General features: G+C 62.8%; 21 protein-coding genes. 13 read left to right on the forward strand and 8 right to left on the reverse strand.

The genetic code is table 11. The features are described from left to right. Positions 1 to 47 precede the first annotated feature (47 nt). Both INT40_RS13680 and INT40_RS13685 read right to left on the reverse strand, forming a co-directional pair. On the reverse strand, positions 48 to 1,574 hold the full coding sequence (locus INT40_RS13680) for an MFS transporter (RefSeq protein ID WP_319021995.1): 1,527 nt from the start codon (positions 1,572 to 1,574) through the stop codon (positions 48 to 50). A gap of 325 nt (positions 1,575 to 1,899) precedes the next feature. Beyond that, positions 1,900 to 3,192, reverse strand: coding sequence for a flavin monoamine oxidase family protein (locus tag INT40_RS13685; protein ID WP_193096285.1), 1,293 nt, complete (start codon positions 3,190 to 3,192; stop codon positions 1,900 to 1,902). Positions 3,193 to 3,663: 471 nt separating this feature from the next. On the opposite strand from INT40_RS13685, the gene INT40_RS13690 reads away from it, so the two are divergent. The 6 genes from INT40_RS13690 (at position 3,664) to INT40_RS13710 (ending at position 9,240) form a co-directional block, all read left to right on the forward strand. Then, on the forward strand, positions 3,664 to 5,097 hold the full coding sequence (locus tag INT40_RS13690) for an LLM class flavin-dependent oxidoreductase (RefSeq protein WP_413463556.1): 1,434 nt from the start codon (positions 3,664 to 3,666) through the stop codon (positions 5,095 to 5,097). A gap of 83 nt (positions 5,098 to 5,180) precedes the next feature. Then, entirely contained in the window at positions 5,181 to 5,744 is a 564-nt protein-coding gene (locus tag INT40_RS20655; RefSeq protein ID WP_226831340.1) for a flavin reductase family protein, read from the forward strand. Continuing rightward, positions 5,741 to 6,196 carry an ester cyclase gene (locus tag INT40_RS20660; RefSeq protein WP_226831341.1) on the forward strand — a complete coding sequence of 152 codons (456 nt, stop codon included), beginning with the start codon at positions 5,741 to 5,743 and terminating at the stop codon, positions 6,194 to 6,196. Before INT40_RS20655 ends, INT40_RS20660 begins: the two co-directional genes overlap by 4 nt. Beyond that, the gene (locus tag INT40_RS13700) at positions 6,186 to 6,968 is read left to right on the forward strand and encodes a 2-keto-4-pentenoate hydratase (RefSeq protein WP_193096286.1); all 783 of its coding nucleotides are present in this window, start codon (positions 6,186 to 6,188) and stop codon (positions 6,966 to 6,968) included. The genes INT40_RS20660 and INT40_RS13700 overlap by 11 nt, the downstream gene beginning before the upstream one ends. Before the next feature lie 140 nt (positions 6,969 to 7,108). Continuing rightward, the gene (locus INT40_RS13705; RefSeq protein ID WP_193096287.1) at positions 7,109 to 8,566 is read left to right on the forward strand and encodes an aldehyde dehydrogenase (NADP(+)); all 1,458 of its coding nucleotides are present in this window, start codon (positions 7,109 to 7,111) and stop codon (positions 8,564 to 8,566) included. Between the two features lie 56 nt (positions 8,567 to 8,622). Next, a complete protein-coding gene (locus tag INT40_RS13710; RefSeq protein WP_193096288.1) occupies positions 8,623 to 9,240 on the forward strand; it encodes a riboflavin kinase in 618 nt (205 codons plus the stop codon). 79 nt (positions 9,241 to 9,319) lie between these two features. Here the strand turns inward: INT40_RS13710 and INT40_RS13715 are convergent, their stop codons facing one another. Continuing rightward, a complete protein-coding gene (locus tag INT40_RS13715; protein ID WP_193096289.1) occupies positions 9,320 to 10,078 on the reverse strand; it encodes an IclR family transcriptional regulator in 759 nt (252 codons plus the stop codon). 428 nt (positions 10,079 to 10,506) lie between these two features. Between INT40_RS13715 and INT40_RS13720 the strand changes: the two genes are divergently transcribed. Continuing rightward, entirely contained in the window at positions 10,507 to 11,979 is a 1,473-nt protein-coding gene (locus tag INT40_RS13720; RefSeq protein ID WP_226831343.1) for an MFS transporter, read from the forward strand. Between the two features lie 386 nt (positions 11,980 to 12,365). Continuing rightward, positions 12,366 to 13,574, forward strand: a complete 1,209-nt coding sequence (locus INT40_RS13725) for an NADP-dependent malic enzyme (protein ID WP_193096290.1) — start codon at positions 12,366 to 12,368, stop codon at positions 13,572 to 13,574. A 124-nt stretch (positions 13,575 to 13,698) separates the two neighbouring features. On the opposite strand, the gene INT40_RS13730 is transcribed toward INT40_RS13725, so the two are convergent. Beyond that, a complete protein-coding gene (locus INT40_RS13730) occupies positions 13,699 to 14,787 on the reverse strand; it encodes an SPFH domain-containing protein (protein WP_193096291.1) in 1,089 nt (362 codons plus the stop codon). A 174-nt stretch (positions 14,788 to 14,961) separates the two neighbouring features. Here INT40_RS13730 and INT40_RS13735 point away from each other — a divergent pair, with 174 nt between their 5' ends. Together INT40_RS13735 and nagB are read left to right on the forward strand one after the other, a co-directional pair. Further along, entirely contained in the window at positions 14,962 to 15,717 is a 756-nt protein-coding gene (locus INT40_RS13735) for a FadR/GntR family transcriptional regulator (protein WP_226831344.1), read from the forward strand. Between the two features lie 6 nt (positions 15,718 to 15,723). Then, entirely contained in the window at positions 15,724 to 16,506 is a 783-nt protein-coding gene (gene nagB / locus INT40_RS13740) for a glucosamine-6-phosphate deaminase (RefSeq protein ID WP_193096292.1), read from the forward strand. Positions 16,507 to 16,576: 70 nt separating this feature from the next. On the opposite strand, the gene INT40_RS13745 is transcribed toward nagB, so the two are convergent. Genes INT40_RS13745 through INT40_RS13760 form a run of 4 tightly spaced genes read right to left on the reverse strand, consistent with a single transcriptional unit; the run spans position 16,577 to position 20,796 of the window. Continuing rightward, entirely contained in the window at positions 16,577 to 17,266 is a 690-nt protein-coding gene (locus INT40_RS13745) for an N-acetylmannosamine-6-phosphate 2-epimerase (RefSeq protein WP_193096293.1), read from the reverse strand. Continuing rightward, the gene (locus INT40_RS13750) at positions 17,266 to 18,297 is read right to left on the reverse strand and encodes an ROK family protein (protein WP_193072317.1); all 1,032 of its coding nucleotides are present in this window, start codon (positions 18,295 to 18,297) and stop codon (positions 17,266 to 17,268) included. The genes INT40_RS13745 and INT40_RS13750 overlap by 1 nt, the downstream gene beginning before the upstream one ends. Beyond that, positions 18,294 to 19,211 carry a dihydrodipicolinate synthase family protein gene (locus INT40_RS13755; RefSeq protein WP_193072319.1) on the reverse strand — a complete coding sequence of 306 codons (918 nt, stop codon included), beginning with the start codon at positions 19,209 to 19,211 and terminating at the stop codon, positions 18,294 to 18,296. Before INT40_RS13755 ends, INT40_RS13750 begins: the two co-directional genes overlap by 4 nt. After that, positions 19,204 to 20,796: a sodium:solute symporter gene (locus INT40_RS13760; protein WP_193096294.1), complete on the reverse strand. Its 1,593-nt coding sequence runs from the start codon at positions 20,794 to 20,796 to the stop codon at positions 19,204 to 19,206. Before INT40_RS13760 ends, INT40_RS13755 begins: the two co-directional genes overlap by 8 nt. A gap of 356 nt (positions 20,797 to 21,152) precedes the next feature. On the opposite strand from INT40_RS13760, the gene INT40_RS13765 reads away from it, so the two are divergent. The 3 genes from INT40_RS13765 to INT40_RS13775 are packed head-to-tail and all read left to right on the forward strand — an operon-like array spanning position 21,153 to position 23,649. Next, positions 21,153 to 22,232: a glycosyltransferase family 2 protein gene (locus tag INT40_RS13765; RefSeq protein ID WP_193096295.1), complete on the forward strand. Its 1,080-nt coding sequence runs from the start codon at positions 21,153 to 21,155 to the stop codon at positions 22,230 to 22,232. Next, positions 22,229 to 23,155: a hypothetical protein gene (locus INT40_RS13770; RefSeq protein ID WP_193096296.1), complete on the forward strand. Its 927-nt coding sequence runs from the start codon at positions 22,229 to 22,231 to the stop codon at positions 23,153 to 23,155. The genes INT40_RS13765 and INT40_RS13770 overlap by 4 nt, the downstream gene beginning before the upstream one ends. 32 nt (positions 23,156 to 23,187) lie before the next feature. Beyond that, a complete protein-coding gene (locus INT40_RS13775; protein WP_101572736.1) occupies positions 23,188 to 23,649 on the forward strand; it encodes a DUF3151 domain-containing protein in 462 nt (153 codons plus the stop codon). The last annotated feature ends 75 nt before the right edge of the window (positions 23,650 to 23,724 follow it).

Below are 23,724 nucleotides of genomic sequence, written 5' to 3' on the forward strand. Positions count from 1 at the left end.
GAAGAGTCGCGGACCTGCTTCGTCGCCAGCGCTGGGTGCCGGTGACGTTATTCTTTGGCTGAGTTGGTTACAGACTGCTCGTTCGTGCTGTAGTCCGCAGCGAACACCGGCATGATCGACGTATCGATGAGGGCATTCGAGTCTTGGTCTTCAACGAGTTCCTGGGCCTCATCTGCGTTGTCGACGACGGGCACCGACCCGATCAGAGGGCGCCTGGCGCTCTCCTTCATGAAGAAGACTGCAACGAGGGCCAGCAGAGAGAAGAACATTGCGTAATAGGCCGGCGAATAGGGACTGCCGGTGACCTGGAGGATCGCCTGGCTGAAGAACGGTGCTGTGCCGCCGAAAGCTGACAGGGCGACATTGTGTGTGAGCCCCATTCCTCCGTACCGGGAGGCCGTGGGGAACAGTGCCGGCAAGGCGCTGGCAGTCAATGCCAGGAAGCAGACGGCCGGAATGGCGATCATGCCCATAGCGATGTACACGGACCACTCTGTCCCGATCTGAACGACAGCGAAGGCCGGCACCATCAGTGTCATGGAGAAGACGATTCCGATGAAGTAGACGGGACGGCGCCCGATCTTGTCCGAGAGTAGAGCGACGAACGGGATGAGGATGGCGACACCGGTGAGCACGGGAACCGTGGCGATGGCCGCGCCGAGGTTGGAGACGCCGACCTCTGTTTCCAGGTAGGTGGGCATGTAGCTGGTGAGGATATACGAGATGGAGCTGTCAGCGGCAGTCAATGCGCAGCCGATGAGCACCTCAGGCCAGTAGTTCTTGAGGATCCCGAGGATTCCGTAACGGTGGAACAGTGAACCCTTGGGCAGTCCTTCGGGAAGCTTCTGTTCGAGTTCGAAAGCCGGTGTCTCCGGGGTGCGGGTGCGGAACCAGATGACGGCTGCACCGAGTGGAATGGCCAGAAGGAAGGGTATTCTCCACCCGCCTTCGAGCATCGCGTCCTCGCCCCAGATGTTCGTCGTTACGACGCTGGTGACTGCGACGGTGGCCGCACCGGCGGCGAATCCGATCATGGATTGGCTGTTGAGGAACGATGTGTTGATTCCGCGGCGTTTGTCGGTGGAGAACTCAGAGACATAGGTCGCAACTCCGGAGAACTCTCCACCGGTGGAGAAACCTTGAACAGCTTTGAGGACGTAGAGCGGAATCAGAGCCCAGAGCCCAATCGACTCGGAGGTCGGCAGCAGGCCGATGAGAGCGGTGGCCAGCGCCATCATCGTGATTGTGAGGAACAGGATCTTCTGCCGTCCTACCTTGTCTCCGAGAGGGCCGAGGATTATGCCGCCAAGGGGGCGGACGAGGAAGGAGACGGCGAATCCGGCCAGTGTGACGAGGAGCCCGAGGCCTTCGTCCAGCCCCTGGGTGAAGACAGTGGTGATGGTGACTGTGAGGTACCCATAGATACCAAAGTCGTACCATTCCATGAAATTTCCGACGCCGGCACCGATCTGTGCCTTCTTCATATCTGCTTTGTCGACGACGACGCAGTCGTCGACACGCAGTCGACGGCCCATCCGCTTCGCCAGGCTGCGGCTCTTCTCAAACTTGGGCACGGGCTGCACCTCCCGCTCGAGGAAGAAGACAGAGAGGCCGTCTGCTTCGGTGGTCGATGGGATCGGCGGTGTGAGGGGTCATGTGTGACATCTCCTTTGGCGTCTCACGGACAATCAAGTGTTCAATCAATGAACTGAGTGTTTACTAGCTGAGGAAATCGTAGGGTGTGCCACGTCACTCGTCAAGCGGCTTCTGAAGTTGGTTTTCCTGTTCATCGCCGACCGACTGCGCCTCCGCGACCATAGTGGAATCCGGCATCGGTGGTCGAGCCGTGGAGTCAGCGACTGTGCCGCTCCCCGGTTCCTCCGACTATGCGTGGCGGCGTTAGCTTCTGAGTTCCTCGTTGACGGTGCGTGCGGTACGCAGCGCGCTTTCTATCGCACCATCGAAGAACCCTGCCCAGATGTTGGCAATGTCGGAGCTGGCGAAGTGCAGGGAGTCCTCGGGGCGCTGAAGCTCGGCTTGGCCGCGGGTGTACTGGCCGGGGCGCTGGATGAGCCACGTTGACTTGGCCAGGGGGTCTTCCATCCATTTGTGGGCTGCGACCTCGAGTACCTCGAGATCGTTGCGCCAGGTCTTCAGCGCCTCGGCGACGGCATCGAGGTCGTCGACGTCCAGGCGAGTGCTGTCGGCTCCGAAGGCAACGAGGATGGCATCGTCCTCACGGACGAATTCCGTCCGCACGACCGAGAGCGGGTGTGACTGCGAGGAGTAGGCGAAGAATGGTCTGATCGGCCCTTTGACCCTGATCCAGAGTTTGAGTCCTTGGGATGCGGAGCCTTCTTGGCTGATCTCGTGTTTGACGGGCGAGATCGCAGGTTCGATATCGAGTTCGTGGAGAATGTTCAGCGGGATCGTCGAGATGACCTTCTTGGTGCGAAATTCGCCGCCGTCTGCTGCTGTCACTGTGGCACCGGCGGCATCGTGGCGGATGCCGGTCACCTGGGTGTTGAGCCTGATTTCTCCGTTCACGTCCCCTGCAATCGCCTTGACCAGCTGGTCGTTGCCTTCGGGCAGTCTGTAGACAGCGCTTGCGGAGTGCATGAGCTGCCAGAGTCCTCCGGTTGCGGCGGTCCAGCGAATTGCGGCTCCGAATCCGACCTGGTCGAGAGGACCGTTGCAGTGCCCTACCCATGCGGCCTCGTTGGCTTGGCGTTCCGAATCGTCGAGTTCGAGGCGGTCGAGTGCCTCCTGCAGTGAGATGCGGTCCGAATCCTGCCAGGCATCTCCAGTCTCCACGGTGTCGGGACGGGGCATGATCGCGGCGCTGTTTCCGACGAGGCGCTGCATGCCTGAGTCGATGAGTTCCATGAATCCCTCGAGTGTGCCCGTGCGGACTTCTCCGTTCGCCAGCCAGAACGTTTCCTCGGATTTGGGTCCGCGATCGGCCCGGAGTCCGTAGCGGGCCACTTCGGCCCAGACGTGGGGCTGTACCCAGTGCAGCCAGTTGCCGCCGAGTTCGAGATTCACCCCGAGCTGTTGGTCGGTGTAGCAGCGGCCGCCGAGTCGGTCGCGGGCTTCGAGGATGAGGACGTCGTGACCTGCGCTGCTGAGTTCGCGTGCGGCGGTGACTCCAGCGAGACCGGCTCCGATGATGAGGACGTCTGTGTCGGTCATTATCTGTATCTCCTTTAGTGGCGGACATCGAGTTTTCGGCATGGAACAGGAATGCGAGGTCAGCGTCGAGGCGATGTGGGTCCATTCGAAGGCGCGTGCCTTCTTTGTCGCCTGCGACGAGAGCGGCGCTCAGTTCCATGAGAGATTCGCAGCTGGAGGCGGCTCGGCGTACAGACGCCGAAGGAGCACCCAAGCGCTAGTTCGTTCGTTCAGTGGTTTTGAAGATCAGGTGTCGAACGTTTGATTGAGCTTAGAGTGCAAGCGAAGCCCCGTCAACCTCATTGATCGACGCCGAGGGTGCAGCGCCCGAAAGGATGCCCTTCCTTGCTCGTGTTCCTTGATAAATCAAGGGCTGTACGGTTTTAGAAAGTTTTTCGGCGAAAGTTTCAATGGCGTATTGACGGACACTTCCCTGCGCTCGTAGTCTTGTGCAGGAAGTGAACGACATGTTCATACAACGAACACAGTGAGGTGATTGTCTTGACCAAACCCATGAAACTGTTTGCCTTCGATTTCGCGGGACCCGCGCATCTCTCGGCAGGCCTGTGGCGCCATCCCGAAGACCGCAGCAGCGAATACACGTCGATCGACTACTGGATCGAATTCGCGAAGCTCCTTGAAGAAGCTGACTTCGACGGAATCTTCTTCGCCGACAACGTCGGATATCACGACTCCTACAGAGAGTCGGTCGATGCAGCTCTGCGCGACGGTGCACAATTGCCGGCAAACGATCCTGCCTACCTCATCCCCGCGATGGCCGCGGCGACGAAGAACATCGGATTCGGTGTCACCTCCTCAACTGCCTATGATCACCCCTATGCCATCGCTCGCAAATTCGGGACGCTTGACCACTTGACAAAGGGGAGGATCGGGTGGAACGTCGTCACTTCCTACTCGGATGCAGCCGCTCGCAATCTCGGCACAGGACAGCAGCGCGCCCACGACGACCGTTACGCACACGCCGAAGAGTTCCTCGACGTCGTGCTCAAGGTGCTCGAAGGTTCATGGGACGATAGCGCAGTCATCGCCGATGCCGAGACTTCGACGTTTGCCGACCCAGCCAAAGTCCACTCCATCGAGCATCGGGGTGAGTTCTTCTCTGTCCCGGGAATCTCGTTGACGGCTCCTTCGCCGCAGCGCACGCCGGTGATTTTCCAAGCCGGAGGCTCTCCGCGCGGTGTGCAGTTCGCGGCGAAGAGCGCCGAGGCAGTCTTCCTCAACGCCACGAGCAAGTCATCACTTAAGGGGCAGGTCGACAACCTGCGTGCCGCAGCCGCCGAGGCGGGACGCGATCCCGAGTCGATCGCGATGTTGCAGATGATCACCGTGATCAGTGCGGAAACAGACACTGCTGCGCAGATCAAGTACGAGGACTACCTCTCCTATGTCTCCTACGAGGGTGCAATGGCGCGCTACAGCGGCTGGACCGGACTGGACATGTCACAGTTCGACCCGGATGTCCCATTCGAAAATGTGGAGACCAATGCCGGCCAGACCATGGTGAACATCTTCAGCAAACTGAACCCAGAGAAGAGGTGGACGCCACGCGACATCGCTGAGTACATCGGAATCGGCGGCACATCGCCGGTGATCGTCGGCGGACCGGAGACCGTGGCGAAAGAGCTCGCGTCCTGGATCGACGACACGGGCATCGATGGATTCAATGTCGCTCATGCGCTGAAGTTCAAGGACATTTCGGACTTCGCCGAGGTGGTCGTTCCTGAGCTCAAGAAGCAGGGGCTGATGAAGACGGCTCACAGTGGGGGGACTCTCCGCGAAAGTCTCTTCGGCACCAGCAGTCCGCGACTGCGTGACGATCATCCCGGGTCCGCCTATCGAGTCCAAAACGCGCGCACGCAGACTTTCGTTCACGACGATGGCATCCAATCCGTCGACGTCGCTTGAGCAGTCGTCAGCTGACAACAGCCTCGGTGCGGGTGCACGGAAACATCCAGCCACCAGCAGCAATCCAGAAGGAGGGCCACCACATGGTTGCCATCACAACATCGGCAGACGGATCGATCGAAGCTGCCGATTTCAGACAGATCTTCGGCCTCCTGCCGACAGGAGTCGTCGCCATCACTGGCAAGTCGGAATCGGGCAAACCGCTGGGATTCGTCGTCGGCACCTTTCAATCACTGTCCCTCGACCCGCCCTTGGTGATGTTCGCCGTTGACAAAGGTTCGAGCACCTGGCCGTGGATCCGCAATCTCGAACAGTTCACAGCCAACATTCTGTCCACCGAACAGCTGTCCGTGTGCAAAGCGCTTGCCCGCAAGGGAGAAGACAAGTTCAAGGACCTGCCCTTCGACTGGTCATCCATTGGCACCCCGAGGCTGCCGAATTCGACGGCCTGGATCGACTGCGACGTGGCATCGGAAATCGTCGCCGGCGATCACTACGTCATCGTCGGCGAGATCAAGGAGATGGAACAGGCAGGCGACGACGAGGCGCTGCTGTTCCGCGGCGGAAAGTTCGGAGAATTCGACATCTGGGATCGGCCCGCGCCCGAGCCCAAGCCCATCGCAGAAGAAGTGGAGACACAGGAATGAGCACCATGTTGGCCAAGATCGCCGTTGCCTGGACACGCGCCTGGGGCTTCGGTGAAACCGCTGCTTTCGAGGCGATCGCAGCAGACAACTATGTTCGCCATTCGAAGACCGGAGACGAGGACCTGGAAGCCGTGCTCACCCAGATTCGGGAGTCACATGAGGCCTTCAGCGATTTCGACGTCGAGATCATCAACGCCGTCGATGATGGACAGATCATCGCCATTCACTGGCGGTCCAAAGGTCGCCATACGGGGACCTTCATGGAGGTCCCACCGACCTACCGTGACGTGGCAGTCGACGGCGCAGCGTTCCTCAGCTATGCCGAGGGCAAGATCACCGACGAGACCTCGATCTGGGACCCGCGGGAGCTTCTGTCGTCCATGCGGATCTGGCACCTGGGCAAGCGTCGTCCGTCATCTGCCGATGAGAAGGAGATTCGACATGCGAATTGATGTGAGCGCCGCTGCTTCGGCGCTGGTCAAGGCGCACGACGACCGGCAGCCCGTGGACACGGTGTTCGGTGGCGAAGCAGCCACACCCGAAGAGGGGTTTCGGATCCAGCAGCAGATTGTGAGGATCAAGGAGACTCGGGGTGACAAGGTCGTCGGATTCAAACTCGGCAACATCGCCAAGGCGATGCAGGACAAGTTCGGCGTCGACGAGCCCGACTACGGCTATCTTCTCGCCAGCCACTTCCTCCCGGAGAACCTTCCAGTGCCGGCGTCGGACTTCATCGATCCCTTCATCGAACTCGAGGTGGGGTTCGTCCTCAAGCACGAGCTCTCAGGTCCGCACATCACCGCGGCCGATGTGATCTCGGCGACCGACTATGTCCTGCCGGCCCTGGAGATCATCGACTCCCGGGTGAAGAACTGGAACATCGGATTGGGCGACACTCTTGCAGACAGCGGATCGGCCGGTGCCGTCATCCTGGGAGCGCAGCCGCGAAGCCTCAGCGATGTCAACGTCAGCGATATGCACGGTGAGATTCAGTTCGACGGGCAGACGGTGGCCGAAGGTAACAGCAGCGCTGTCTACGGCAGTCCGGTCTCAGCGATCGCCTGGCTGTGCCGTCGGATCGCGGAGTACGGCATCGGACTGCGAGCTGGAGACTTGGTGATACCGGGCAGCTGCCTGGCCGCCGAGAAGATGCGACCCGGCACGCAGATCCAAGGAGAATTCCGAGGATGGGGCACCGTGCAGTTCGACTTCACGACGGACTAGAGAGCGGCCGCACCGCGGATGCTTACGACGACACAGACACCACACTCCCTCCTGCTGCTCGGAGCAACCGGCCAGGAAGGGGACGGGCGGGTGGCATACGGTGCTGGCCCGCCCATCGATTGACACAGGAAGGACACGCTATGACCATTGCACCTCCCGAGACGACCACATGGGAGACCCTCGACAAGACACTCGCTGCCGCGGAGAAGGCTGCCGCGGCCTACCGCCGCTGGGATCGCGCTGATCGCGCTCGCCTGCTGCGGACGATCGCCGACGCGCTCGACGCTGCAGCCCAGCAGCTCGTGCCGATCGCCCAAGAGGAGACTCACCTGGCCGAAGGGCGGCTGCGCGGCGAACTCACACGCACCACCTTCCAACTCAGGCTCTTCGCCGAGACCATCGACAACGGTGCCTATCTCGATGCGCGCATCGATGAAGCCGATCCCGACTGGCCGATGGGGGCTCCCCGCCCCGACCTGCGCCGGGTCATGCGACCGCTCGGTCCTGTGCTCGTCTTCAGCGCCAGCAACTTCCCCTTCGCGTTCTCGACAGCAGGTGGGGACACCGCCTCGGCGCTGGCGGCCGGTTGCCCGGTCGTGGTCAAGGCCCATCGCGGTCATCCGCGTCTGACCGAAGCGACGGCCGAAGCGGTGAAGGGGGCGTGCGTCCAAGCGGGAGCGCCCGACGGGACGTTCGCAGTGATCGTCGGCACCGAGTCAGGACGCATCGCAGTCCAGGATCTGCGTGTGAAGGCCGCAGGTTTCACCGGATCGATCAGCGGCGGTCGAGCCCTCTTCGACCTCGCCACCTCCCGGCTCGATCCGATCCCGTTCTACGGTGAGCTGGGCAGCAACAATCCGGTCGTCGTTACTGCTGCCGCCGACGCCGAGCGCGGTGCTGAGATCGCTGACGAGTTCGTCGGGTCGTTCACCATGGGAGCTGGCCAGTTCTGCACGAAGCCGGGAACCTTGTTGGTTCCCGTCGGCTCTCGTGTTCTCGATCGCCTGCGCGAGACCACGCTTCCGCAGGGAGCTCCAATGCTCAACAGGGGCATCCGCGACGGCTATGTCACCGAGATCACGAAGCTCCGGTCGAACGGGGCCGAGGTCGTGAATTCCGGAGCCGAGCCGTTCTCCGAAACAGCTCCCGATCCGATCATCCACCGGATCGACGCTGTCGAGGTGCTCGAACGTCCGGACGATCTGCTGGGGGAGTGCTTCGGGCCTTCGACCCTGGTCATCGAGTACACCGACGATTCCCAGCTGCTCGAGCTGGCACAGGCGTACACCGGACAGCTGACTGCGAGTGTGCAGGCCGTCGGCGACGAAGAGGTGCTCCCTGAGCTCTTCGACACCCTCGCCGAGGTGGCAGGTCGACTGCTGTTCAATCAGTGGCCGACAGGAGTCTCGGTGACCCATGCCCAGCAGCACGGGGGGCCGTACCCGGCGTCAACAGCCGCAGGGACCACCTCTGTGGGAACAGCGGCGATCGAGCGTTTCCTCCGTCCCGTCGCCTATCAGGGGATGCCGGAGCACCTGCTGCCGACCGAACTCGTGGTCGGCAGCGGCGTCACACAGATGATCAACGGACGACGGTGAAACCACCTCGGTGGCAATCGGGAGATCGGTTGTCGACGAACGTGAAGGAGTGAGCAATGTACACAATCGAAGGTGAGGTCGTCCATGGGGATGAGATCGGACGGACTCTGGGATTTCCGACCGCGAACATCCATATGTATGACAACAGCGTGCCCGACGGTGTGTGGGCTGCTCGTGTGGCCTTCCGAGATGGGCGGACACATCCGGCCGTCGTCTCGGTGGGTCGCAGGCCCACGTTCTTCGAGTCGGATGCTGTTCGCCTGCTCGAAGTCCATATCATCGAGTTTGAGGGATCGATCTACGGGGAGTGGATCGTCGTCGAGCTGCTCGACTACATTCGCCCACAGGAGAGGTTCGAGTCCATCCGGGAACTCATGTCCGCCATGCGCACCGATCTCAAGAAGGCAGCAGCCATCACATCCCAGCCAGCGGCGGGTGGGCGGCAGGCTGGAGGCAGTGCAGCAGCCCGGGAGCCGAACACTCCGAAGTGGGCGTTGCGGAGAGTACGAACGGCGTCCGCCGGCAATGCTGCGGCACACGAGGCGAACGCTGATACGGACCCTGCGACGTTTCGGGCCCAGGTGACGAACCTGTCTCGCCAGCTGGGGATGAGCCGGGGGCTGGTTCGCCGGTGCCTTCGTGAGCTCGAGGACGCCGAGGTGCTGACGTCCTAGTTCCGCTCGAACATCGCATCGACGGCGACGTCAGGATCGGGTCCGTTTCAGAGAGCGGGCCCGATCCTCTGTTGTACCTTCAGCCAGCCTGATGGCGGTAGAGGACCTGCGTGAGTTCCTCGGCTGTGGTACGCAACGGCTCGATGAAGCTCTGGATGTGAGCCGATTTCATCCTCTGATCGAGTCCTGAGGCAGACAGCACGCCGATGACGTTGCCCAGTTTGTCATTGACTGGTACAGCGACGGCGTAGAGTCCTTCTTCGAGTTCTCCGTCGAGGATCGAATAGCGGCGCGATCGGATCTCTGCGAGCTCGAAGCGAAGTTGGTCTGCCTCGGTGATCGTGTAGCGAGTGAACCCCTCGAGCGGAGTCGTGAGGAGGGTGTCGAGCTGATCGACATCGAGATCGGCAAGCAGGATCTTGCCGGTCGCGCTTGCGTGAAGCGGCAGGTCCTCGCCGATGTAGCCCTTGTTGGGGGAGAGCAGATGCGTGCTCTGGGCTTCCGCCACCAAGTCGAACATCGTGGGCCCAGTGACGACGGCGTAGCCGACGGTCTCATTGATCTCTGTGGCGAGTTGATCGACATTGACCTGAACTTGGGCGGCGATCCCGCGGTGTGGGTCTGCTCGCCTGCCGAGGCGGGCGACCTCCCAGCCGAGGGAGAAGACGCCATCGTTCTTCGCCAGGAAGCCCGAATGTTCGAGACTGAGGAGAAGCCGAAATACCGTGGGACGGGCCAGCCCTACATCGTTGGCCAGCTCTGTTGCGGTGACGCCGTCAGGATAGTTGCTGATCCGTGACAGCAGCGTCATCGCTCTGATGACCGAGCGATTCATCATGTCGGGCGCGCTGTCCATGCTGTCGCCCGGCACGTCGTCGCTCTGATGTTTGTTGTCGCTTCGCTCGGTGATGTGATCCGTCCTCTCGCTGTCCTGTGCGTTCTCTGATGGTCAGTCTAGCTTCTCATTCGCCCACCGTGAGCAGTTGAGTTCGCTCCTTGAACGTGTGATTCGTCAAGTGTTGCGGCGTGACGAGAGTAGGCATCAGCCTGCTCACTGTGCCATCGCGGCGACGTGCTCCAGGTGCTCAGTCTTGGCGCAGCGAGCCGGTCGGCGGCTTCCCCCATCGGCGCTCGGTTCCCGTGCAGCGCTCACGTTCTCAAAGTCAACATGTTCTCAAGGCGAAACGATCGTGTCAGTTACGCAAGGGATGTCACAGCAGTGGGATGGTGTTGTGCAGACCTGCGCGGCGGAGTAGAACTGGATCAATGACGGGAACTTCAGAGACAACGGCCATGTCGGCACAGCAGCGCAGGATCCTCGCCGTGATGCTGGTGCCGATGTTCATGTCTCTGCTGAGTGTCTCCATCGTCAACGTCATCCTGCCCGATATGCAGAAGTCGATCGGGGCCTCGAATTCCGCGATCCAGTGGGTGCTCTCCGGCTACACGCTGGCCTTCGGCGTACTGCTCGTCGCAGCCGGTCGCGCCGGTGACCTCTTCGGACGGGGCAGGCTCTTCGTCGCAGGAGTGAGCGTCTTCGCCTTCGGCTCGCTCATCGCCGGCTTCGCTCCCGACCCGGTGATGCTCAACGTCGCGCGCATCGCCATGGGCATCGGCTCGGGACTGCTGAGTCCCCAGGGCGTGGGGATGCTGCAGCAGTACTTCCACGGCAAGATCCGTGGTCGTGCCTTCGGCATGTTCGGCACCATCGTCGGTGTCTCCGTCGGCATCGGGCCCGTGCTCGGCGGAGGCCTCATCGCGGTGCTCGGGGAAGAATGGGGATGGCGTTCGGCGTTCCTCATCAACGTGCCGATCGCCATTGCCGCTATCCTCCTCGGTCGGCTCTGGCTGCCGCGGAGCGCGTGGAGGGGCAGTGCTGCCGAGGCCGGCGGCGCCGACGGCGGGCGCGCCGATTTCGATCCGGTCGGCCTCGTGCTCCTGTCACTGGGCACCCTGTTCGTCATGCTTCCCTTCCTCGAACGCTCCGCCGGTGCCTGGATCTACGCTCTGGTCCCCGTGGGTGCCGTCGTCATCTGGCTGTGGGTGCGCTGGGAGGGCCGTTATGCCCGCCGAGGCGGTGCCCCGATGGTCGATATGAACCTGTTCCGCACCCGGTCATTCGCCTATGGCGCCTCCCTGACGTCGATGTATTTCGTGGGCATGCCCGGAGTCTGGGTCATCGTCGCCCTCTATCTCCAGAACGGCCTCGGATTCCCTGCGCTCGAAGCGGGACTGATGGGTCTTCCCTCGGCGCTGTTGGCAGCGGTCAGTGCCCAAGCCTCCGGTCGCGTGGTCCTCACCTTCGGGCGCAAGATGGTCGTGCTCGGAGTCGGCATCGCCATCGTCGGAGTTGTCACGTCTGCACTGATCGTCCTCGCTCACGAAGACCTGGGCATCAGCATCTGGTGGATGCTGGCGAGCCTGGGTCTGACCGGGATCGGCCAGGGCATGGCGATCAGTCCGAACCAGACACTGACCCTGGCCGATGTGCCCGTCGAATATGCGGGAAGCTCCGGTGGGGTGATGCAGACCGGGCAGCGTGTGGGTACGGCCATCGGCATCGCGATCGTCACAGCCGTGTTCTTCGTCGTTCAGGGAATGGCCGGATATGGGGCCGCGATCATCGCCGGATTCGGATTCATCGCCGCAGTCATGGTCTTCGCCGGACTCATCGGAATCGTCGACCTGGTCCGGGGGCGGGCGAAGGATCGGCAGACTGCCGCGGTGTCAGGAGGCTGAGGTCCGGAACGCATTGTTCCGGGGTCGAATCCTCCAGGCTAAAGGTATTGAGAATATGCCTCCAAAACGTCGGACAACCTCGGCGAAGGTGACTTTTTCGGGTGGAAAGCGACGACTCATCGGCTATGCTGGCCGAGTTGCACAGTGCGTTTCATGAGGTCGGAACTCGGCCGACTGCGAACCGCTCGTGCCCTGCGCGACCACGCACAGTCCTTCACAAAGGACGCGGACCACACTGCGCAGAAGTCACCGCACCATCCTTCTTGGTGACAGCTCTTCGATTCGACCGCTGCCAGAGACGCCCCGTGGTACTGCGCCGCGGTCTGACGAACACCGAAGGCGGCATCGCCGCGATGCCAGCCGTCACGAGACCACGAGGATCAAACATGACGACAACGACCGACACAAACACCGCCCCCGCACAGAACTCGCTGCCGCCCATCACCGATGATGAGATCTTCGCCGGGCACGAAGGCGGCAAACTCTCTGCCGAACTCACCCGTCCGCTCGAGACCCAGCGCGATCTCTCCATTGCCTATACTCCCGGCGTCGCCAAGGTCTGCACCGCGATCAAGGACGAGCCGGAACTGGCGCGGACCCACACCTGGACCGGTCGACTCGTCGCCGTCGTCTCCGACGGATCTGCCGTGCTCGGCCTCGGGGATATAGGGGCGAAGGCCTCGCTGCCTGTCATGGAGGGCAAGTGCGCCCTGTTCAAGCGCTTCTCCGGGCTCGACGCCATCCCGATCGTCCTCGATACGAATGACTCCGACGAGATCGTCGAGACCCTCGTCCGCATGGCCCCGTCATTCGGCGCAGTCAACCTCGAAGACATCTCAGCACCTCGCTGCTTCGAGATCGAGGACCGCGTCAAGGCCGCGCTCGACATCCCTGTCATGCATGATGACCAGCACGGCACGGCCGTCGTCGTCCTCGCTGCACTGACGAATGCGCTGCGCGTGGTCGACAAGTCTTTCGACTCCATCAAGATCGTCCTCTCCGGGGCAGGAGCTGCCGGAGTCGCCGTAGCCAAGATCCTCGGCGATGCCGGTGTGAAGGACGTTGTCGTCCTCGACTCCAAGGGGATTATCGACTCCGACCGTGCGGATCTGACTCCGACGAAGGAATGGCTGGCGTCGAACACGAATCCACGCACCATCACTGGCGGGATCGACACCGCACTCGCCGGTGCCGACGTATTCATCGGCGTCTCCGGCGGCACCATCGATGAGAAGCACCTGCCGCAGATGGCCGACAACGCCGTGATCTTCGGCCTGTCGAACCCGAACCCGGAGATCACCCCGGACATCGCGCAGAAGTACGCCTCGGTGGTCGCCACCGGCCGCAGTGACTTCCCGAACCAGATCAACAACGTTCTCGCGTTCCCAGGAATCTTCCGCGGAGCCCTGGATGCCGGAGCCACCGACATCACGGATGCCATGAAGCTCGCTGCCGCGCGTGCCATCGCCGACCTGGTCGGCGATGACCTGGCACCGGACTACATTGTGCCCGGAGCGCTGGACGCGCGGGTTGCTCCTGCCGTTGCTGCTGCGGTTGAGGCCGCGGCCGATGCTGACGGGGTGGCTCGGGAGTAAGCTTTCGGAGGTTGTCTGCCTGCGGGCAACAGCCTGCAGAGGCGAACGGGCGCCGGTGCGAGATTACGCGCCGGCGCCCGTTCTGTCATGTGCTGCCCAGACTGAGTCAGACTTTGGCTCAGTCTCAGGAGCCGTCGGTCGTCGGGTCCGCGTTGTCGGTGTTGTGCCTGACAGCATCGACTGCACGCTTCATCGCCGACTTGGTATCGGCACGTGCGCTCTGCGCAGCCTTCGACACAGACTGCTGCTGAGACTGGGGGCCGGTGGCACCCTTCAGGCCTGTGGTGTTCTTTGCGTCCTCGGATGCGTTGGCTGCGAACAGGGTATTCCTGATCTCCTGCGTCATCTCGCCCAGGCCGCCGGGGTTCGACGGCATGAACAGCACGTTGGAGCGACCCTCCTGGGCCACGTTCTGCATGGTGTCGAAGTACTGGGTCATCATGAGCAGCTGCTCGGCTGTTTTGTCGATGCCGACTTCCTGCAGCTTCGCGTACTGTTCGGCGATACCTTCGGCAATGGCTTTGCGCTGTGCGGCCACACCCTCACCGTGCAGCCGCATCGCCTCGGACTCAGCCTGAGCCTGTGTGACCCGTTTGATCTTGTCGGCCTCGGCCAGGGACTGAGCCGCGACCTTATCGCGCTGTGCGGCATTGATCGAGTTCATGGAGTCGCGGACCTTGGAGTCCGGGGTGATGTCGGTGACCAGGGTGCTCACGATCTTGAATCCGTAGCGCTTCATCGACTCCGACAGGCGGCGTTCGACGTTCTCAGCGATATCATCCTTGGACTCGAATGCTGTGTCCAAGGTCAGACCCGACAGTGCGGAGCGAACGGTGTCGAAGACGTAGGACCTGATCTGCTCTTCGGAGTTGGCCAGTTTGTAGTAGGCGTCGGTGGCGTTTTCCTCTTCAACGACATACTGCACGGCCACCGGCACTGTGACGAACACGTTGTCACTTGTCTTCGACTCGATGTTGACCTCGAGCTGCTGGACGCGCAGCGAGATCGGTTTGCTGATGGTCTCGACGAGAGGCATTTTGAAGTTCAGGCCAGGCTTGGCAACCTTCTTGAACTTCCCGAACCGTTCGACGATGACGTTCTCCTGAGTCTTGACGGTGAAGAACATGCTGGTCCTCAGTTTGCCGAACAGAAGTACGCCGAGGATGACAACGATGACTACGACGGCGATGACGCTTCCGGTGAGAATTTCCATGGCTCCTCCGAGCTTTCAGTAGGTGCGCTGATTCTTACAACATCTGTTGCTTGCCCACTCTAGTGCTGTTTGGGGCAGGGGCGCGAGGGGAGACCGCATGTCGGTCGAAGCCCACACATCTGATGTCAGACGTATACTGGAAGCTCGGTGCGGAACTATCTGTGGAGGGCGACAATGACAGAGGCAATGCCGGCAGGCCATCAGCGTTCTGCCGCCGACAACGCCGAGGGGCGACGGAAGACGACGACGTCGGACCGGATCAAGGATCTCATTCTCGCAGACGGACTTCGCACCGGGGACCTGCTGCCCACCGAGGGGGAACTGTGCACTCGCCTCGGCGTTTCGCGGTCGAATGTCAGGGAAGCCATTCGCAAGCTCTCGACCCTCGACATCGTTGACGTTCGGCACGGACACGGAACCTATGTGGGTGAGATGTCCCTGGACGCACTCGTCGAAGCTCTCGTGTTCCGCGGTGTGCTGAGTCCCGGTGATGACCTGCGCGCCTTGCGGGACGTGGTGGAGGTGCGTGAGGCCCTGGACCACGGAATGTCCGAAGCGATTGTGAAGAGCCTGGAGGGAACCACGAACCCGGACCTCTCAGCACTCGTCGAGGAGATGGTCGCCATGGCACAGGACGGACGCTCCTTTCCGCAGCAGGACCGCGCCTTCCACACCGGGTTGCTTGAGTCCTTGGGGAACTCGCTCGTCGGTCAGCTCGTAGCCGCCTTTTGGGACGTGCACACCGCTGTGCTGCCCAAGCTCAATCTCGCGGTGGCTGCCGATCTTGAACGCACCGCCCGGGCCCACGGACTCATGCTCACGGCGGCCGAAGCCGGGGACGTCGACGCCTTCCGCTCCGCGATCACCGTGCACTACGAACCGATCGCCCGAGCCCTTGACCACGCCCCGACACCACGAGCAGAGAGCTGAGGACCAATGGAAGTAGTCATCGCCCCCGACGGTGAACTGGCGATGCTGGTCGCGGACTCCATTGAGAGGCTGCTGCGAGAATCGTCTGCCCCCGTGCTCGGGCTGGCCACCGGCTCGAGCCCGCTGCGCGTCTACGACGAACTGACCCGGCGGCACGAACAGGAAGGACTGTCCTTCGCTGCTGCGCGCGCATTTATGCTCGACGAATACGTCGGGCTGCCCGCAGACCACCCGCAGCGCTACCGGAATGTCATCGACGCCGAGATCGCCTCACGCGTCGATTTCGCCGAGGGCGCTGTGCAGGGGCCCGACGGAACCGCCGAGGACCTGATCAGCGCTTCCTCGGATTACGAACGTGCCATCGCAGAGGCGGGAGGAATTGACCTGCAGATCCTGGGAATCGGGACCGACGGTCACATCGCCTTCAACGAACCGGGTTCGTCCCTGTCCTCGCGTACCCGAGTCAAAGTCCTGGCGAACCAGACACGGGTGGACAATGCCCGCTTCTTCGACGGAGACGTCGACCAAGTGCCGAAGCACTGCCTGACGCAGGGGCTGGGCACGATCATGGAAGCGCGTCATCTTATGCTCATCGCCACCGGAGGCAACAAGGCCGAAGCGGTGCACCAGATGTTGGAGGGGCCGATCTCTTCGATGTGGCCGGCGACCGTGCTGCAGATGCATCCCCACGCCACGGTCCTCGTCGACGATGCGGCCGCATCGAGACTGCAGTTGGCCGATTACTACCGTCAGGCGTACGCGAACAAGTTCGAACACCACCGGCTCTGAGGCCTCATCTGCGCCGACTGGGAGGCGTCACCTGAGCATGCTGGGAGGTGTCACTCGAGTGGGGAGTGTCTTAGGAGTTTTCGCAGGCGTCGACGAACCGGGACGTGATCGTTGCCGGGTGGGTGATCGCTGTTCCCACCACCACCGCCTCGGCGCCGGCCGACAGTGCTCCTGCGGCATCGTCAGGGGAGTGGATCCGTCCCTCGGCGACGAGCATCGGGGCGAGGTCTGCCGCTTTGATCTGTTCGAGCAGTTCCAGGTCAGGCCCCGTCGTCTTCGCGCGTTCGCCGGAGTATCCGGCCAGGGTGGTGCCGATGAAGTCTGCTCCGGATTCGGCCGCGGTCAGCGCATCGTCAAGGCTGCCGCAGTCGGCCATGACCAGCGCATTCGTCTCTTCATGCAGGCGCTCGATAGTCTGGGTGAGACTCAGCCCGTCCGGACGTTCACGGCGTGTGCCGTCCAGAGCCACCACGTGGGCTCCCGCCGAGGCGACGGCATGCGCGTGCTGATACGTCGGCGTGATGGCCACACCTTCGGTGCCGTCTTTCCATAAGCCGATCACCGGAACTTCGACCGCTGAACGAGTCGCCTGAATGTCGCTGAGCCCCTGGACGCGCACCGCCGCCGCACCACCGCGCACGACGGAAGCGGCGACCTGAGCAATGGTCCGCGGGTCCCGCATGGGCTCTCCCGGATAGGCCTGGGCCGAGACGATGAGGTGTCCTCGCAGGGCATCGACGATCTCCTGTTTGGTGAACATCACTCTGTCTCCTCGCTGGTGGTCTTCGATATTGCCGAGTTTCCTGGCATCGGGCTTTTTGGTGCCGAAGTTGCGGCCGAGGTCGCGGCCGACCACAGACTGGCCGCGCCGATGAGGGCGGCGTCTGATCCCAATTGTGCCTCGCGGAGCTCAAGTCCGCGGATGGCGGGGATGAGCTCACGGTCGAACGCCTCACACAGAGGCGACCACCACAGTTCTCCGGTACCCGCCAGGCCCCCGCCGATGACGACGACCTCGGGGGAGAGAACATTGGCCAGTCCGCCGAGTATCGAGCCGAGCGCTTCCCCAGCCCGGGCAAATGCCTCTTGGGCGATGACATCTCCAGAGCGAGCGACGCCCGCCAGTTCCCGGGTCGAGGAGACGTCCGCACGGCCTCCAGCCCGTCGATAGGCCGCCAGCACAGCCGGCCCCGAGGCGATCGCCTCGACGTGCCCGGCGCCGTCGCAGGGGCACGGCAACCCCTGGGCGGCGGCGACAGGAAGGTGACCGATGTGTCCTGCTGCGAAGTTCCGGCCGGTGAGGAGGCGGCCCTCGGAGATGAAGGCGCCTCCGATTCCTGTGCCCGCGGCTACCAGCAGCGAGCTGCGGGATCCTCGGGCTGCCCCTGCGAAGGATTCGCCGAGCGCATGAGCATGCACGTCGTTGACGGCCCGCGTCTCAAGGCCGAGGCGTGCCGTCAGCTCTGCCGTGAGTCGAGTCCCAGCCCAGCCGGTCAGGGAGTCCGTGGCCGAGACGACGGTTCCCGCCTCAGAGTCGATGACTCCGGCGGCCCCGATGCCCAGTTTCCACAGGAGGGGTGTATCAGCGCCGATCGAAGCGTCGGTGCTGCGCATGACTTCGCGGGCCACCTCGGCGATGGCATCCAGGATTGCCGAACGTCCCTCACTGGCGGGTGTCGGCACCTCCCGGATGTGTCCCATGGTGCCGTCGATGATGGTGCCGTCGATGACGGCACCGGCACGAATCTTCGTGCCGCCGACGTCGACGGCCACCACGGCTCTCGAGGTCATAGAAGACCTTCGGCGGAGATGACCTCTCTGACGCGTCCGGTCTCGACCTCATCGAGTGCCAGCATCGGCTCGGTCATCCGGTTGGAGGCGATGACGCCCATGAGCCGCAGGGCGGTCTTGAACGCACCAAGGCCAGCGGCACCGGGGGAGACGCGTCCGGGGGTGGGTGCAGCGGTGATCTGGAACAGTCGCGCCAGGCGATCCTGTTCGGCGGCGACGGCCGTCCAATCGCCGGCTCGGGCGGCGTCGTAGAGGCGAACGTAGCCAGCAGGGTCGACGTTGCCCAGACCTGGGACGATCCCGGCCGCACCACCGAGGAGTGCGCCGTCGGCGACCACTTCGTGGCCGGTGAAGACCGCGAAGTCGGGTTGGTCCTTGGTGTCGATGAGCAGGCGACGGAAGGACACGTCATCGGCCGAGGAATCCTTGACTCCGGCCAGCACACCCTCGCGGGCCAGGCGCACGGTCACGACGTGGGGCAGTTTGGAATGGGTGCGCACTGGGATGTCGTAGGCGAAGACCGGAACGTCGAGGTGTTCGGCGACGGTGCGGAAGTGCTGCTCGATCTCGCCCGCATCGGAGAGCGCGTAGAACGGGGTGGTGACCACGGCGGCGTCTCCGCCGATCGACAGCAGACGCTTCGCCTCGTCGAGGACACGGCCTGTCGTCTGTTCGCTGATTCCCACGAGGACGGGGACCCGACCGTCGGCAGCTTCGATGGCAGTGGTCAGCACCTGCTCGCGTTCGCTCGCAGTGAGATAGGGGACCTCCCCTGAGGAGCCGAGCACGAAGATGCCGTGCACACCTCCCTCGACGAGGTGGTCGACGAGGGCCGAAATGCCCTCGAAGTCCAGCTCCCCGCGCTCGGAGCGCGGTGTCAGCAGTGGGGGGATGATGCCGTGGAATTCACTCATTGCTCTGTCCTTGCTTGATGCTGTTGCTGTCCCCCGCCGAGGTTGTCGCCGGGGAGGTTGAGATGCGCCGTGTGTACTGGTCACGTTTGCCGTAGATCGTCAGGGCAGTCACGTCGTGGTCGGCACGACGGTTCTGGGATCCTGTGAACAGGGAGATCACATAGCCGAAGACGACGGCGCCGACGAAGGCCACGGCCGAGACTGCGAAGGGTGTCAGCCCCGCGACGTCCTGGACGTACCAGGCGACGGCGGCACCGAGCACCAGTCCGCTGAGCACTCCGGCGCTGTTGGCCCGTTTGGTGAAGATGCCGAGGGCGAAGACACCGGCAAGGGGAACCCCGAAGAGTCCGGTGATGGACAGGAAGAGGTCCCAGGTGTGAGCCTGGTCGGTCGCGGATAGGTAGAGGGCGACTCCTACCGAGATCGTTCCGACGATCACGATGACCAGACGGGAGAACCCGACGCCTGTGCGGGCCACACCGTCCTTGGGCGGGAAGAACCGGTCCCGGATGTCAACGGTGACGCAGGCCGAGATCGAATTCAGGCTCGAGGAGATCGTCGACTGTGCGGCAGCGAAGATTGCCGCGATCAGCAGACCTGAGATGCCGGCCGGCAGTGCGGTGACAGCGAAGTAGGGCACCAGAGCCGAGGTGTTGAATCCGGAGGGAAGCGCCTCGGCGTGCTGGTAGTAGCTGTAGAGGACGGTGCCGATTCCGTAGAACAGAGGAATGGTCAGCAGTGCGAGGAAGCCGTTGACGATCAGAGACCGGATTGTGCTCTTCGGTGAGTCGGTCGTCTGATAGCGCTGCACCACGTCCTGGCTGGCGGTGTACTGGTGGAGATTGTTGAAGACCGAGCCGAGGAAGACGATCGGAATGGCCGCCGCCGCTCCACCGATCTTCCAATTGTCGGCCGAGATGAACTTGTCGTCTGCTGCTGCATCGGCGGCCACTGTCGCCAGACCACCGTCGAGGGCTGCGATGCCGAAGACGAGGATCACGGCGGCACCGACGAGGAGGATGATGCCCTGGACCACGTCTGACCAGATAACGCCTTCGATGCCGCCGAGGAAGGTGTAGACAACGGAGAGGACGCCGACTGCGGCGGCGACGAGCACGGGGCTGATATTGGTGACCGAGCTGATTGCCAGCGTGGGCAGGTAGATCACGATGGCCACGCGTCCGATGTGGAAGAGCACGAACAGGGCCGATCCGATGACTCGGATAGTGGGCCCGAAGCGTTCCTCAAGGTACTCGTAAGCGGTGGTGACGTCGAGCTTGCGGAAGAAGGGGATGTAGAAGAGGACGAGCAGCGGGACGATCGCGAAGATGGCGATATTGCCTGCTGCATAGGACCAGTCTGTGAGGAACGCCTGTTCAGGCGTGGACATATAGGTGATGGCAGACAGGGTCGTCGCATAGATGCTGAAGCCTGCGGCCCAGGCCGGGATGCGACCGTTCGCCTTGAAGAACGAATCAGTTCCGGCGCTCGCCTTGCGGGTGAACCACACCCCGATTCCCAACGTTGCCAACAGATAGATGATGATCACAGCCCAATTGAGGCTGCCGAGTCCCGGAGCGTCCATGCTCCCTCCTCACAGAAAGTCCGAACGGGACCGCATCGATGCCAAATCCCGGATAAAACATAAGACGTATGATGTCCTACGTTGCAAATGTACGGGAATGTGTTCCCGCGCACAAGCCTTTTTGTTCGGCACGGGGAGGGCGAGGCGGAAGGGGAGCCCCTCGATCAACGCGGCACCTGAATATGTCGTCGCCGGCGACGACATATTCAGCCTAACCATGGATCGAGCGCATACCGTGCCCGTGTGGCGACAATTTTTTATGTTCCTGGGGAGGTGGCCCGCAGCGATCGGGTGTTCGCCGGTGCCTGAGCAACCCCTCAAGGCCGAGACCGTGGGCATGTGGGAAGATTGAGGGCGTGTCGAAAATTCTTGAGATCCTGACCCCGGAAGGTCTGCCTCCACTGGCCGAACGCCCCGGTGTCTCCTTCATCATGCCGGTCCTCAACGAGGCCGAGCACATTGCCAAAGCGATCACCACGATCCTGGCCCAAGACTATGAAGGAGACAAAGAAATCGTCCTTGCGCTCGGGCCCTCGACCGATGACACGAACGCCATCATCGCCGACATGGCTGCGCAGGATCCTCGCATCCAGACCGTCGACAACCCGCAGGCTGCGACGCCGATCGGACTCAACCTCGCGATCGCCGCGACTCACCACCCTGTGATCATCCGCGTCGACGCACACTCGGGGCTGGGCGCCGACTACACGAAGCAGGCCATCGACACTCTGCGCCAGACCAAGGCCGCGAACTGCGGCGGACTCATGCTCGCCCGCGGTCGCACATCGTTCCAGAAGGCCGTGGCCCGGGCCTACATGTCACCGGTCGGGCTCGGCGGACCTGCCTACCACTCCGGAGACGAAGCCGGCGAGGCCGAGTCGGCCTACCTCGGCGTGTACCGACGTGAGGTATTCGACCACCTCGGCGGGTTCGATGAAGGAATCAAACGCGGACAGGACTGGGAGCTCAACCTGCGCATCCGCACTGCAGGCGGGCGCATCTGGTTCAACCCGGACATGGAGGTCACCTACTGGCCGCGGGATTCCTGGTCGAAGATCGGTCAGCAGTTCTGGGCCACCGGCATCTGGCGTGCTGAGCTCATCCGACGCTACGGATCGCAGAATTCGATACGTTACTTCGCGCCACCGGTGCTGGTCCTCGGGATGGCAGCCAGCGTCGTCGAAGCCCTCCTGCAGCTCACAGGCAGGACGAAGACCTGGCCCAAATTCCTGCGCCGCTTCACCTCTCTGGTCCACGTGCCCAGTCTGGGATACGTGTCGGGCATACTTGCGACCGCCTCGGCGGCCAAGGATTGCGGTCGACGCGAACGCGCTTGGTTCGGACTCGTATTGCCCACCATGCACCTGTGCTGGGGAGCAGGGTTCCTGCGGGGCCTGATCGCCGGGGCCGGATCGACGAAGGACGGCAGCCGTTGAGCAAGAAGAACCGCCGGTACGGACGCAGTGAACGCGAGCAGAGCACCCGGGCTCAGGCAGGCAGCGAACACCCTGCAGAGGAAGCTCTCGAGAGCGGACGGGCTCCGGTGCCTGAGCGGCCGACGCCGAAGAAGTTCAACGCGCCTCTGTGGGCCGGGCTCGTCGTCGTCATCGCTGTCGTCGCCGTCCTTGGACTCAACATGTTCGGAAGCAAGGACCACCTGACCGTGGACTCGCTCAACAAGCCCGCGGTCGCCGCCCTCGACGGTGGTTCGAAGGTCTACCCGGCGAACTCCACACTCGCCTTCACCGAGAACACGAAGTTCGGCTATCTGCCCGCACCGACCCTGTCCCAGCTCGGTGACGGCACCGTTGTCGCCGCGGACCCGAAATCCGCGCCCAAGGAGATGGAACTCAAAGGCGACCTGTCTGACCTGGACCGTAAGTCGTTCCTGGACCAGACCATCAAGCCACCACGCAAGAACACCGCATTCGGGGACCCCATCACCTGGGACCAGATAGTCGATGAGATGGGCGGAGCCACCGTGCTCATGCCCCTGATCGAATCGCCCAAGGTGGCAGATCCAGTGCTGAAGAAGATCGCCGAGGCGGACAGCGCCGATTCGACGATCGTGCGGACCTCCAACGCGAAGGTCGCCAAGGCGGCATCCGACGCCGAGGTGGCAGTGATGTTCACCGGTGACTATTCATCGACTTCGCCCGCGGACTTGAAGAAGTCGGGCTACAGTATGGTGTCCGTCGCACCCGATGCGGTGAGCACCTGGGCCGAGTCGGACCTCAAGGTCTGGGCCACCGGAGTCAAGGATGAAAAGCAGCTCAAAAAGCTCACAGATGCCGGGATCTTCGGGGCTCTGAGCACCAACCCGTACACGATCCAACCCTCAGACGTGAAGTCCAACTGAACTCTGCATTCGACCAACGACCAGGAGATGACATGACACAGCCCATCGGTAACCCATCGCATATCGGCAACCTCGACGCCACTCAGCTCGGCCCCCAGCCGACATTCCTGCCCGATGATCACGCAGACGTGGAAGCGAAGAAGCGCCTCGACGCCGGCGAAGAACCCATCGACGTCGCCGCAGCGTTGCCCGCCTCATCACTGGCCTGGGCGATCCTGGCCGATGAGGCTCACGGCGAGGGCCGCCTCGTCGACGCCTATGCCTATGCCCGCGTCGGCTACCACCGTGGTCTCGATTCCCTGCGTGCCGCCGGATGGCGCGGAGCAGGCCCGATCCCATGGAAGCATGAGATCAACCGCGGATTCCTCCGCGCACTCAACGCCCTCGGCCGTGCCGCCGGCGCTATTGGCGAAGGTGAAGAGGCTGCTCGGATCGAGGAGTTCCTGCGGTCCTCGGACCCGGTTGCCGTCGATGCGATTGCGGCGGGGGAGTAGGGGCGACAGCCTTGAGTTCCGCGGATTACGGAGCGGGGTCACAGGCGTCTGCCTGTGACCCCGCTCCGGTCTTCG

The sequence above is a fragment of the Brevibacterium sp. FME17 genome (genome assembly GCF_014897515.1).
Classification (GTDB): domain Bacteria; phylum Actinomycetota; class Actinomycetes; order Actinomycetales; family Brevibacteriaceae; genus Brevibacterium.